The 13084-nt window shown below is 65.9% G+C and carries 10 protein-coding genes; 5 read left to right on the top strand and 5 right to left on the bottom strand.

The features are described 5' to 3' along the window. Positions 1-51: 51 nt before the first annotated feature. On the bottom strand, positions 52-2145 hold the full coding sequence (locus BRAD285_RS02585) for a methyl-accepting chemotaxis protein (protein WP_006612126.1): 2094 nt from the start codon (positions 2143-2145) through the stop codon (positions 52-54). A 192-nt stretch (positions 2146-2337) separates the two neighbouring features. On the opposite strand from BRAD285_RS02585, the gene BRAD285_RS35650 reads away from it, so the two are divergent. After that, on the top strand, positions 2338-2493 hold the full coding sequence (locus BRAD285_RS35650) for a Thivi_2564 family membrane protein (RefSeq protein WP_006612125.1): 156 nt from the start codon (positions 2338-2340) through the stop codon (positions 2491-2493). Positions 2494-2557: 64 nt separating this feature from the next. Here BRAD285_RS35650 and BRAD285_RS02595 read toward each other — a convergent pair whose 3' ends face one another. Next, positions 2558-4720: a malate synthase G gene (locus BRAD285_RS02595; RefSeq protein ID WP_006612124.1), complete on the bottom strand. Its 2163-nt coding sequence runs from the start codon at positions 4718-4720 to the stop codon at positions 2558-2560. 1271 nt (positions 4721-5991) lie between these two features. Between BRAD285_RS02595 and BRAD285_RS02605 the strand changes: the two genes are divergently transcribed. Then, positions 5992-6594 (top strand): Uma2 family endonuclease, encoded by a 603-nt coding sequence (locus BRAD285_RS02605; RefSeq protein ID WP_006614667.1) that lies wholly within the window; start codon positions 5992-5994, stop codon positions 6592-6594. Positions 6595-6824: 230 nt separating this feature from the next. Further along, on the top strand, positions 6825-7094 hold the full coding sequence (locus BRAD285_RS02610) for a hypothetical protein (protein WP_006614666.1): 270 nt from the start codon (positions 6825-6827) through the stop codon (positions 7092-7094). A gap of 109 nt (positions 7095-7203) precedes the next feature. Here BRAD285_RS02610 and BRAD285_RS02615 read toward each other — a convergent pair whose 3' ends face one another. Next, entirely contained in the window at positions 7204-7938 is a 735-nt protein-coding gene (locus BRAD285_RS02615; protein ID WP_006614665.1) for a hypothetical protein, read from the bottom strand. Positions 7939-8123: 185 nt separating this feature from the next. After that, positions 8124-8492, bottom strand: a complete 369-nt coding sequence (locus BRAD285_RS02620; protein WP_006614664.1) for a hypothetical protein — start codon at positions 8490-8492, stop codon at positions 8124-8126. A 225-nt stretch (positions 8493-8717) separates the two neighbouring features. Here BRAD285_RS02620 and BRAD285_RS02625 point away from each other — a divergent pair, with 225 nt between their 5' ends. Together BRAD285_RS02625 and BRAD285_RS02630 are read left to right on the top strand one after the other, a co-directional pair. Next, positions 8718-9980 carry a cupin domain-containing protein gene (locus BRAD285_RS02625; RefSeq protein WP_006614663.1) on the top strand — a complete coding sequence of 421 codons (1263 nt, stop codon included), beginning with the start codon at positions 8718-8720 and terminating at the stop codon, positions 9978-9980. Positions 9981-10130: 150 nt separating this feature from the next. Then, positions 10131-11132, top strand: a complete 1002-nt coding sequence (locus BRAD285_RS02630; RefSeq protein ID WP_006614662.1) for a cytochrome-c peroxidase — start codon at positions 10131-10133, stop codon at positions 11130-11132. Between the two features lie 27 nt (positions 11133-11159). On the opposite strand, the gene cysC is transcribed toward BRAD285_RS02630, so the two are convergent. After that, positions 11160-13076, bottom strand: a complete 1917-nt coding sequence (gene cysC, locus BRAD285_RS02635) for an adenylyl-sulfate kinase (protein WP_035648372.1) — start codon at positions 13074-13076, stop codon at positions 11160-11162. Between the last annotated feature and the right edge of the window lie 8 nt (positions 13077-13084).

Genomic DNA, 13084 nt, shown 5'->3' on the forward strand with positions numbered 1-13084 from the left:
GCTCTGGGGATAGTTGGTAAGACGTTAAATCCGAGTGTTCTCCAAAGACCGTCAGGCCGCGCGGATCTTGCTGAGGAAATCCGTGACCTGATGGCCGAGGCTCCTGCTCTGGTGCTCCAGCGTCTCCGAAGCCTGCCGGACGTTCTCCGCCGCGGCCGCGGCCGCGTCGGCATCCGATTTCACCCCGGTGATGTTGTCGGAGACGTTCTTGGTGCCATCGGCCGCGAACTGGGTGCTGCGCGAAATCTCCTGTGTGGCGCTGCCTTGCTGCTGCACGGCAGCGGCGATGGCAGTGGCGACCTCGTTGACCTCGCCGATGATGCCGCCGATGCGCTGAATGGCGTCGATCGCATCATTGGCGACGCGCTGGATGTCGGCGATCTGCTCGGAGATCTCATCAGTTGCCTTCGCCGTCTGGCTCGCCAGCGTCTTGACCTCGGAGGCGACCACCGCAAAGCCCTTGCCGGCTTCGCCTGCGCGGGCCGCCTCGATCGTCGCGTTCAGCGCTAAGAGGTTGGTCTGCGAGGCGATGCTGTTGATCAGGCCGACGACCTCGCCGATCCGGTTGGCCGATTGCGATAGGCCCTGAACGGTGCCGTCGGTCATGCGCGCCTGCTCGACGGCACGGCTGGCGATCCCTGCGGCGTGCGCGGCCTGCTTGCTGATGTCGGCGATCGAAGCATTCAACTCCTCCGCGGCGGAGGCGACCGTCTGCACGCTCATCGAGGCATCGTTCGACGCCTTCGAGGCCTCTTCGGCGCGCGCGTTGGTCTGGCGCGACACGTTGGTCAGGCCCGCCGACGTCGCCTGCATACCGGTCGAGGCTTGGCCGAGCTGCTCCAGCGATTGTCGCACCAGTTCCTCGAACTCGGCAACATGCACCTCGATCGCGCGCTGGCGCGCCGCGGTGGCGGCATTGCGTTCGCGCTCCTGCGCCTCGATCGCGAGCTTGTCCTGGGCCTGCTGCTTGAACGTCTCCAGCGCATTGGCCAGCGCACCGATCTCGTCCTGCCGCTGCGTGTAGCCGGTGTCGACGCCGAGATCTCCGCCAGCGACCGCGAGCATGGCATCGCGCATCCGGCGCAGCGGCCGAATGACGCGGCCGTTCACCGCGGCGATGGCCGCGCCGCCCGCCACGATCGCCACGAGCAGCAGCGCGAGCTGCAGGATCAGCGCCTCCATCGCAGCGCCCTGTTGGGCGCCGGAATGGTCTCGCGCCGCATCGAGCGCCGCCTCAGCCAGCGCGACCGCGCTGGTCATCTTGTTCACCGAAAACGGACTCCATTGAAAGGAAGTCAGCTCGGGTTTCTCGCCTTTTTGCAGGGCTGCAATCAGACGCTCACGCGTCCCGGTGTATTCGGCCGTGAAATAGGCCTTCTCGGTGTTGGCCATCGCCGCCGATAGCGCGGGCGGCAGCTCGAGACCGGAGGTTGCGAGCTGAACAGCCTTCCAGCCGGTCTCGATGCCGCCGACGAGCTTGTTGTAGGAGAGCACCGCCTCCGGTGACACCTTGCCCGCGGCCAGCCCGTTGCTGATCACGAGCGACGCCTCGCCCGCGGTGTTGCGCATCAGCCAGGCCATCTGCTTGATCATCAGCAGCTGATCGACGGTTGCACTCTGATGGCTGACGCTGGCAGCCACATTCGCCGCGATCTTGTCGAGCAGGACCAGCAGCGCGTCGAACGTCTCGCCATACTCCTTTGCCAGGCCGGCCCGGCGCGCTGCCTTCGGCTTGACGATCTCGGTCCAGAATTCTGCATGCTGCGCGGTCAGCGTCTTGTTCAGACGCGCGAGGTCGGACACCAGGCTCGAAGCTTGCTGGAAGCTCATGCTCTGGAGCAGCTCCAGGCCGCGGTTTAACGCGGGCACGTAGATCTCTCGGCCCGCGCGGAGGAACTTCTCGGTGTCGGCATCCATGGCCTGGTCCGCGTTCAGCACGCGGACCGTGGTCGAGCGATCGCTGCGCATGCTGTTCATGGCTTTGAACAAGACAGCCGAGAGGTCGACGACGCGCGCGATCTGCTGTGCGGACTGCAGCCTGGTCCAGGAGCTCCAGGCGTTGAGCGAAAACAGCATGAGCACGGCAAGCGCGGCCGTGATGATCACCGTTTTCAGCAGCGAGGAAATGGTCAGGTGGTTGAGCATCGTGGTGGTCTCTCGGATCCTGGAATCCCTTGGATTTTTCCATCCAGCGGTAAAGATTCGGGTTCCTCGTTGAGCCGTAGAATTACGGATGATCGCACCATCCCTCAACGCAGTTCCGGACCGGGAACCAACGCCTGCCGGGCGGGTTAGGTCGCCAGCCAGCGCAGTCCATGTTTCCAGAGGGGTTCCGCCATGATCGTCAGTGCTCTCGTCACCTTCCTCGTCGTCATCCTGATCCTCTATCTGATCAATCTGTTGCCGCTGGATGGCCGGGCCAAGCAGATCTGTCGGGTGATCGTGATCGTGCTCGGCGTGATCTCGCTGCTGAAATACATCGCGGTGGTGTAGTCGGGTTTCATGTTACCTCCTTCAGACTAAAAAAGCCCCGGCGGTTGGCCGGGGCTTTTCGTCGTCAGGCCTTTGCTTTCGCTTCGCGCCGCCGCGCGGTGAGGATGTATTCGGTGTAGCCGTTCGGCTGGGTGCGACCTTCGAACACCAGGTCGCAGGCCGCCTTGAACGCCACGCCGTCGAATGACGGCGCCATTGGCTGGTACAGCGGATCGCCGGCGTTCTGCTTGTCGACGACCACGGCCATGCGCTTCAGCGAGTCCATTACCTGGTCCTTGCTGACAACGCCATGATGCAGCCAGTTGGCGAGATGCTGGCTGGAGATGCGCAACGTCGCGCGGTCTTCCATCAGACCGACATCGTGAATGTCCGGCACCTTCGAGCAGCCGACGCCCTGGTCGATCCAGCGCACGACATAGCCGAGGATGCCCTGGCAGTTGTTGTCGATCTCCTGGCGGACGTCGTCGGGCGCCCAGTTGGAGTTCGACACGGGGATGGTGAGGATGTCGCCGAGCTTGGCGCGCGGGCCGCCTTTGGTGAGCTCGTCCTGGCGAGCCTTCACGTTGACCTGGTGATAGTGCAGGGCGTGCAGGGTCGCCGCCGTCGGCGACGGCACCCAGGCGGTGGTGGCGCCAGCCTGCGGGTGGCCGATCTTCTGCGCCAGCATGTCGGCCATCTTGTCCGGCGCCGCCCACATGCCTTTGCCGATCTGGGCGTGGCCGGGGAGGCCGTCGATCAGGCCCATGTCGACGTTCCAGTCTTCGTACGCCTTGATCCAGGGCTGCGCCTTCATCTCGTTCTTGCGGATCATCGGGCCCGCTTCCATCGAGGTGTGGATCTCGTCACCGGTGCGGTCGAGGAAGCCGGTGTTGATGAAGACGATGCGCTTGGACGCCTGCTGGATGCAGGCCTTGAGGTTGACCGTGGTGCGGCGCTCCTCGTCCATGATGCCGACCTTCATGGAATTCTCCGGCAGGCCGAGCAGCTTCTCGACGCGGGCGAACAGTTCGACCGTGAGCGCGACCTCATCCGGGCCGTGCATCTTCGGCTTGACGATGTAGATCGAGCCGGTGCGGCTGTTCTTGACCTTGGAGCCGCCCTTGAGGTCGTGGATCGCGAGCAGGCCGGTGACTGCGGCATCGAGGATGCCTTCCGGAATTTCCTCGCCATCCGCGCCGAGCACGGCGTCGGTGAACATGTGGTGTCCGCAATTGCGGATCAGCAGCAGGCTGCGGCCGTGCAGCGTGAGCGTGCCGCCTGACGGCGTCGTGTAGCTGCGGTCGCTGTTCAGCGCACGCGTGAGCGTCTTGCCGCCCTTCTCGAAATCCGCCGACAGCGTGCCGTTCATCAGGCCGAGCGTGTTGCGATACACCAGCACCTTGTCCTCGGCGTCGACGGCGGCGACCGAGTCCTCCATGTCGAGGATGGTCGAGACCGCGGCTTCGAGGATCATGTCGGACACGCCGGCCGCATCGTCCTTGCCAATGACGTGGCTGCGGTCGATCACGACCTCGATGTGCAGGCCGTTGTTGGCGAGCAGGATGACCGACGGTGCATCGGCAGAGCCTTGGTAGCCGGCGAACTGTGCGGCGTCCTTCAGCGCGGTGGCGTTGCCGCTCTTCAGCTTGGCCGAAAGTTGCCCGGCGATGACGCTGTAGGCGGTGACGTCGGTGTGGCTGCCGGTGGCGAGCGGCGCGGCGGCGTCGAGGAAGGCCTTGGCCTTGGCGATCACCTTGTCGCCCCTGGCCTTGTTGTAGCCCTTACCGCCTTCGCTCGGATCATGCGGGATGGCGTCGGTGCCGTAGAACGCGTCGTACAGCGAGCCCCAGCGCGCATTGGCGGCGTTCAGCGCATAGCGGGCATTGGTCAGCGGCACCACCAGCTGCGGGCCGCAGATCTTGCCGATCTCCTCGTCGACATTGGCCGTCTCGACCTTGTGGGTCGCGGGCTCGGGCAGCAGATAGCCGATCTCCTTCAGGAACGCCGTGTAGGCGCCGAGGTCGAACGCCTTGCCCTTGTTGGCGAGGTGCCATGCGTCGATCTTGTCCTGCAGGGCGTCGCGGAATTTGAGCAGCTCGCGATTGCGGGGCGCAAGATCCTTCAGGATCGCGGCCAGCCCGGCCCAGAACGCGTCCGGATCAATTCCCGTCTTGGGCGCCGCCTCCTTGGCGATGAAGTCGAACAGAACCGGGGCGATCTTCAGTCCATGGGCGTCGATACGGGTCATGATGAGACGTTTCTCTCGGGTCAAAGCGACGTTGCGCGTGTCTTGGGCATGCTGAAATGGCCGCCTGCGACGGGCGGCGCGTGCAGTGCATTTAACGCCAAAGCGGGGGCCACGGAAGGGGGGAGGGGTATGGCAGATGGTCGGGGAGGGGCGGGCGGTTCCGAGATCGGAGGTAGAGGGCCCGATCCAGTGAAAGCCCGGGGCATTTGCTCCAGTCTCTGCCGTCATTGCGAGGAGCGAAGCGATGAAGCAATCCAGACTGCCGCCGCGGCGACAGCCTGGATTGCTTCGCTTCGCTCGCAATGACGCCTGAGGGTGCATCTCGCCGCCCGTTTGAATTCCGCATTTGCAGACAACACCTGTCGGCCTCGCGACGCCCATTCGCGTCCGAGCTTTGCCATTCACCGCCCCTCGATCACGAGAGGCGCAGGGAAGGCCGGGTGCAGGCTGCACCCATGGCCCGCCTGCAGAAAAAAAGCAGGCGGCAGTCACCACAGGTACGAGCCGGACATCCGGCCTTCCCTGCGCGATGGCTTTAACGGTTGCTCCGTGGTCTCCCCGGTGCCCGGCTTGTGGTCACCGTTGCCCGCGCGACGCGTTGGCGTCGTCGCCGGCGTGGCATCAGCGTCGGGATGCCAGAACCCCACGGCTTGGCCGTGCGCCTTGGGACTGTCCGCCAGCATGATCACCCACGCCGCAGCCCAAGACGCCCACCGCATCCCGCACCCGACGTCCGTGACGGTCGCGAAACGTCCCTCGTGTGGGACGGGATGGGCAGAGATATACCTGATTTCTGAAAAAAAGAAACAAGAATATTTATGCGTAGGGGACTGGACAGGGCAAATCAGGTTGATGCGTCAGCCGAATTCTGGCTCTGCCCGCAGCGAATTTGGGAAGCGTGCGCAGCCATCTGGGCGCGACTCGGTTAGTTGAGATGGATGTGCCTCAAACAAGCTTCACGGAGTATGGATCCCGGATCGGCGCCCGACAACGCTTCGCGTTGCCGGGCTTGTCCGGGACGACACCGGTTGTGTGACTGCGCTGGTGCCGCAACCTCGGTGTCGTCCCGGCCTCCGCGCCGGGACCCATACTCCGCGGCGGCTGTGCTGAAACTCGGTGCCATTCCGGCATCAGGCCGGCGATAGCTTGTCAGACTGACTGCGCAAAGGCACGTCGTTGTTCGCGATAGCTGCTGCTCCCTGGCTGCCCGACGCCTCTCCCCTTCATGGTCGTCACATGCTAGCTTCCCAGCAACGATCGGATGCTCGTCGATGCAGATTGTCGCCCATGACCGTGCAGGCCGGATGTCAGCCTCGGAGTTCCGCAGCTTCCAGGCGCGGCGACCGGATCATGAGCGCTGGGAGCTGGTCGGGGGTGTGGCCATGATGATGACCCCGCCGACCATCGCGCATAACCAGATCGCCAGCAATCTCGAACGCCTGCTCAACGATGCGCTGGCGCGGCACGCCCCCGCGTGGCTGGCCGTGCAACGGCCGGGGCTCGATCTCGGCACCGGTGATTTCAGGCCTGAGCCGGACGTCGGCGGGATCGATGCCGAGTATGATCCCGGTCAGCGTTTCGTCGACAGGGCTTATCTGCTCGCCGAGGTGATCTCCGACACCGACGAGGTGATCGTGCCCGGCACCGACCGGCGCTGGATCGAGGTCAAGCGCGAGCTGTATCGCGCGCATCCGCATTGTCTCGCCGTGCTCGTCATCGCCCAGGACCGGATGGGGGTCTCCCTCGACCTCCGCAGCGAAGGCGGATGGACGTCGACCACGCTCGACGCCGCGGATGACCTGTCGTTGCCGGGATTTGGTCTGACCTGTCGCGTCACCGATCTCTACGAACGAACGCCCGTGTCGCGCAACTAGGTCGTAGACTTGCGCCCTGTCGCTAGAATCCCACAAGGGGAGAGGAGCAGTCATGGGCAGCGCGCTTGTATTTGACGTCTGGACTCCGCACGAATGTGGATGATTCAACGCGGCATGAGCTGACTGGACGAGTGGAAACGGCGCGCTAGGCCCAGGCCAAGCTGCTCGCGGGGGGCTCGCTCGTCGTCGCTGGCCGGGATCGCGTCAGCGCTTAGTCGCTTCGCGGTGACGTGCTCGCGCCGACGGCGGACGCCACGGATCGACGGCTGCTCATCGACCGCTGGGAGGATGGCGACATCCTTCGTCATCATCACTTCAAAGCCTCATTGGAGGATCCCACGCGGTTCTTGGACGTCAGCTCCGATCACTATGGTCCTTGCGTCTGGGAACTCGCGGTGCAGGGGCATGAGCGCCAAGCCTGGATTGCCGATGTCCTGGCGAACAAATCCGGTCCCAATATCGTTTCCTATTTGCAGAAAGGACTGAACGCCGAACTTTAAGGCCGCTGTCGCTGATCGCGCTTGAGCGATCTTGGACGGCGGGCACGCGCCGCCTTCGGCGCCGCCTTGCGCACCCTGCGGATCTTGCGTGTCCCGCGAGCGTCGCGCGCTACAACGCGCCCGACGTCACCAGGCCAAATTTCAGCCATGCCGAGGGCGGCACGTCGGTCGGGCGTTTGCGGTCGGCCCAATTGCGATCGACGATGTCCAGGATTCCTGGGTCGATGCCCATCTCGCGCAGATAGAGTCGAGCCTGCCCACTGTAATAGGTGGTCAGGCCAGCGCGGTGCTCGGCGGAGACATTGGGCGCGAGCCGGTTGCGGATCTCCGTGCCGACCAGTTCGACACTCGCGTCGGGCGGCAGGCTGCGGTGGACGCCGCCGGCCAGCATCAGAAAGCAGGACATCTCGCAGAGCATCCGCGAGGCATCGAGCGTGGCGTCGAAGGGGCCGCCCGCGCGCTTCAGCGCCAAGCAATCGGTTTTCGGCTTGTCGCGGCAGGCCTCCACCTGCGTGCGGCCGACGCCGGCATCGATGCCGCGGCTGCGCAGGATGCGACCCATGCTGACGGCGACGTCGAGATCGGCGTCTCCGCGAGAGTGGATGATCACGGGAAGCTTGCGGCCGGACTGGCGGTCGAGGATCGCGATCAGGCGCTTGAACGTGTCGAACCGGATCGTGCCTTCGGCCGCGATCCAGTCGGCGCAGCCCGGACCGCAGGCGTCGCGCGGACCATGCGCAACGTAGAAGATCATCGCATCAGGCAGCGCGCCGAATTCGGCGATCGGCGCCGGTGGCGTGGTTGACGGCTGAGCTTTTGACGGACTCGCGATGACCATCGTCATCGCGACAATCAACATTGTTCGAAACGGTCGCGCGGCCATCGGCCTTCCCCCAGCATCCCCGCCGCGATTGTCGTCGCGGGGGTGTGGTTGTGCAAGGGGTGACGTGCACGTGCTTGAGGAAGGCGGGACTGCAATTGGCGAACGACATTCTTTGTCGCCCGCCACTGCCGTCCGCTTCAACGATCTTACTGATACCGTCCGTTGGCGCGGGCGTTGTCGTACCTCACGCGGGCGCGCTGCTCGGGGGTGACGCAGGTGGTGTCGCCGTCATAGGCCTCGCGCCAGACGTAGCCCTGGCGGCAGGTCCTGCTGCCATAGGTGCGGTCGGTGGCGCTGACGCGGTTGCCGGCCTGGCGGTTGTCGAGCGCGGCGCGGGCGCGCTGGTCCGGCGTCACGCAAGTGTGGTCGCCGGGATAGGCCTCGCGCCAGACATAGCCGACCCGGCAGGTGTCGGGGCCGTAGGCGCCGCCGGCCTGGGCCTGCGACATCGCGCCGAGGCCGGAGATGATCAAGGTGAGAGCGAAGCCGATGGTGGTGAGGGTAGAGCGCGACATGATGGTCTCCGTGGGTGTGAGATATGACAGCTGACGATGGGTGGCTGGTCGGCCGAAGACGGATTTTTTGTCCCCGCTGCGCGGCTTGTTCGCCCGCTGGCGATAGGTGCATGTCTAGACGGCGCGGCTTATGGCAACCGTGACGCCGGTCACGCAAATGCGGCCTGACGCGAGGAACGCCGAACGGCGCGCGAGGTTGAGGCCCGGCCGCAATCGGAGACGGTCATGCTGCCAAAGCCATTTTCCATTCGACCCGCGCGATCGCTGCTCAAGAACCTGTTCTCTCGTCGCAACTTTCTCCGCGTCTCGACCGCAGCCGCCGCCGGCGCGCTCGCCGCGACGCGCGCCACGGCGCAGCCGCAGGACAGTGCCAGCGATCCCGGGCCGAACAACCGCGTGCTTCAGCAGCTGTTTCCGAGCGCCAATGCGCCGCCGCCGACAGATCATGCGCTTCCGCCGAACTTCTGGAGCTCGTTCTCGATGATGCACCGGCGCGTCCAGGAGGGCGGCTGGTCGCGGCAGGTCAATGTCGAGGACCTGCCGATCTCCAAGGACATCGCCGGCGTCAACATGCGCCTCACAGCCGGCGGCATCCGGGAACTGCATTGGCACGAGGCCGACGAATGGGCGTTGATGCTGCACGGCTCGTGCCGGCTGACCGCCGTCGATGCTGATGGCGGCGTGTTTGTCGACGACGTGCATGCGGGGGATCTCTGGTACTTCCCGACCGGCATTCCGCACTCGCTGCAAGGCCTCGGGCCCGACGGTTGTGAATTCCTGCTGGTGTTCGACGACGGCAAGTTCTCAGAGGACAACACCACGCTGCTGACGGACTGGATGATCCACACGCCGCCGGAGGTGGTGGCGAAGAACTGGAGCGTCGCGCAGACGGCGCTCGATCCCTTCAAGACCATTCCGCGCGACGGACGCTACATCTTCCAGGCGCCGGTGCCGGGCGGGCTCGAGCAGGATCGATCCGCGGCGATCAACTCGGGCCAACGCAACGCCGAGCACTTCACCTTTCCGATGCAGCCGATGCAGCCGCAGAAGTCCGATCGCAGCGGCGAGGTGCGCATCGTCGATTCCTCCAACTTCGCTGCGGCGAAGAACATCGCCATGGCGCACGTCACCATCAAGCCGGGTGGGATGCGCGAACTGCACTGGCACCCGAACGCCAATGAATGGCAGTACTACATTGCCGGTCGCGGGCGCATGACCGTGTTCTTCAACAAATCGGCGGCGCGCACCATCGACTTCAATCCCGGTGATGTCGGCTACGTGCCGCAAACGCTCGGGCATTACATCGAGAACACCGGCGACAGCGATCTCGTCTTCCTCGAAATGTTCAAGGCGCCGCGCTATCAGGACATCTCGCTCAATCAATGGCTCACGCATCTGCCTCCGCAGCTCGTGCTACAGCATCTCTCGATCTCGCCGGAGACGCTGCAGGCCATCCCCAAAGCCAATGCGGCGCTGGTGCCGGGCTGACCTGGCAGGATCGTTGTCGACGTGATCGCCTGCCCCGATCAGGGCATTCGCCGCACGCGCGCGTCGACTCATTGCCGCGGCACAGTCCCACTTCAGACGTAAAGGCTATCGATAACGACTTGCATCTACAGGGGTGCGGGGAGACGGGGGATGGCGTTCACTGGGCTCAAATCAGTTGTCCTGTGTCTGAGCCTGCTCGCGCTGCCCGCGCTCGCGGCCGATCTATCGACGGCGCCCTACATGCGTGCGGTTGAGAAGAAGCCGTCGCTGCTGCAAGTGCTGGCGGCCGCGTGGAGGCCGAAATCGGTGCATGCCGCGGCGGCGCCGACCCCCGCGCAACAGGTGAGGACCCGGCATGCGGCCGCGGCGCCGCGCAAGTCGAAGGCTCCGCCCGCTGCCGCAACGGCGCCGGAGACGCCGGCCGCGCAGCCGGTGACGGTTGGGGCGGCCGTCACCCCGCCGGCGCAGTTGTCCGAAGCGGAGCTCGCGGCCAAGGGCCTCTCGCTGTTCAACGATGCGAGCCTGTCGGGCGGCGGCAAGGCGTCCTGCGCCACCTGTCACTTCTCGACCGGGCATACCAACAACAAGACCTATGTCGGCCTCGACGTGGTCGCCGATGGCGATCCCAACGGCCGCAATACGCCGACGCTGTGGGGCGTCGGCGAGCGCTCGGTGTTCGGCTGGCAGGGCCAGGCCGCGACGCTGGAGGACAGCATCCGCGGCATCATTGTCAACCGCATGAAGGGGCCGGAGCCGTCGCCGGAGACGCTGGCGGCGCTGGTCGCCTATGTGCGGACGCTGAACTATCCGGCGAACTGGCAGGTCAAGGAGGACGGCACGCCGCGGCCGGAGGCGAGCGCCGCGATCAAGCGCGGCTTTGATCTCTATGTCGGCGATGGCGGTTGCGGCACCTGCCACCAGCTGCCGAGCTTCGACAAGAAGAGCAAGGATGACATCGGCACCGGCGGCAAGTTCAAGGTCCCGACCCTGCATGCGGTGGCGTCGACCGCGCCGTATTTCCACGACGGCCGCACGGCCTCGCTGCGCGACGCGGTCAAGCTGATGTGGGAGTTCTACGCCAAGAAGATGGAGTCGCGGCTGCCGACCGAGGCCGAGCTCGACGATCTCACGGCGTATGTCGGCGCGCTGTGACGCGCCGACACTGAGCGGTGTCTTAGCTCAGATATTGGCGCCGAGATCGGCAATATCGTCGAACAGCACGCCGGTTTTCGACAGCAGCGCTTCCAACTCGTCGGTGGCGTCGGCGATGCCGCGGGTGGCGGTGTCGAGCACCAGTTCGGCGTCGAGCGGCGGCTCGTAATCGTTGCCGATGCCGGTGAAGTTCTGCAAGCTTCCCGCGCGGGCCTTGGCGTAGTGGCCCTTGGGATCGCGGCTTTCGCAGATCTCTGCGGCCGTGGCGACATAGACCTCGCGGAACAGATCGCCGGCCACGCGCCGCGCGGCGGCGCGGTCCTCGCGCGCGGGAGACACCGCGGCGACGATCGCGATGTGGCCGTTCCGGGCGAGATGCGTCGCGACCTCGGCGAGGCGGCGGATGTTCTCGGCGCGGTCCTCCGGCGTGAAGCCGAGGTCCTTGTTGAGGCCGGCGCGGACGGTGTCGCCGTCGAGCAGCACGGGCGCGCCGCCGCGGCTGAACAGCCGCCGCTCCAGCGCGCGCGCCAAGGTCGATTTGCCGGCGCCGGGCAGGCCGGTCATCCACACGACCGCGCCCTTGTGGCGATAGCGGTCGGCGCGCTCCTGCGGCTGCAGCGCCGATTCCACCGGCATGATGTCGACGGGTGCCGCGCGCTTGCCCGCGGCGATCGACAGCACGAGTCCTCCGCCCGCGATGCGGCCCTGGACCTCGATCACGAGGCGGCCGGTGCGCGCGTTCTCGGTGTAGGGATCGACGGCGACCGGCTGGGTCAGCGCGATCTCGATCTCGCCGACATGGTTGCGCGCGATCGACGCGTTCTCCTCGTTCGACAGCGAGCCGGGATCGACCGCCTTCTCGATCGCGACCACGCTGCCGCGGGCCTCGCGGGTGCCGAGCCGGACGAGAATGTTGTCGCCCTTGGCGAGCGGCTGGTCGTGCAGCCAGAAGATGCGCGCGTGCAGCCTGCGCGCCGCCTGCGGCTCGCGGCCGACATGGGCGATGATGTCGCCGCGCTCGATGAACAGCTCGCGGTCGAGCGTGATGCCGACCGAGCGTCCCGCGCCTTGCGCCGATGTCACCGGCGTCTGCGGCCAGCCCTCGACGGTCTTGATCTTGGCGATCTTGCCGGCCGGCATGATCACGATCTCGTCGCCGGTGCGCAATTCGCCGGCCTCGACGCGGCCGGCGACGATGCGGCGGTCGTCGAACTTGTAGATCGCCTGCACCGGCAGGCGCAGCGGCAGGCTCGACAGCGGCTTCGCCGGCTCCAGCCCGTCGAGCGCCTCGACCACGGTCGGGCCCTTGTACCAGCCGATCCGCGAGGTGAGCTGCGCGACGCCGTCGCCGTCGCGCGCGGAGATCGGAATCACCGCGACCGGCTTGACGCCGAGGCCCTCGAGATGGGCCGAGATCTCGGCCTTGATGTCGTTGAAGCGCGCTTCGCCGAAATCGACGCGATCCATTTTGTTGACGACGACGGCGACCTGCTTCACGCCGAGGAGGTGCAGCAGATAGCCGTGGCGGCGGGTCTGGTCGCGCACGCCTTCGAGCGCGTCGATGATCAGCACCGCGCCGTCGGCCTGCGAGGCGCCGGTGATCATGTTGCGCAGGAACTCGGCGTGTCCGGGCGCGTCGATCAGCACGACCTCGCGCGCATTGGTGCGGAAGCGGATCTGGGTGGTGTCGATGGTGATGCCCTGGTCGCGCTCGGTCTGCAGCGCGTCGAGCAGGAACGACCATTCGAACGGCATGCCGCGGCGCGCGGACACGGCCTGCAGCATCTCGAGCTTGCCGTCGGGCAGGCTGCCGGTCTCATGCAACAGGCGGCCGACCAGCGTCGACTTGCCGTGATCGACATGGCCGACGATGACGATTGAGACCTGCGGGCGGGTGGTGCCGTTCGGCGTAGCGGGGGCGGCGGCCGGGACTCTCATGTTCATGACCTCGG

It is taken from the genome of Bradyrhizobium sp. ORS 285 (assembly GCF_900176205.1).
Lineage (GTDB): Bacteria > Pseudomonadota > Alphaproteobacteria > Rhizobiales > Xanthobacteraceae > Bradyrhizobium.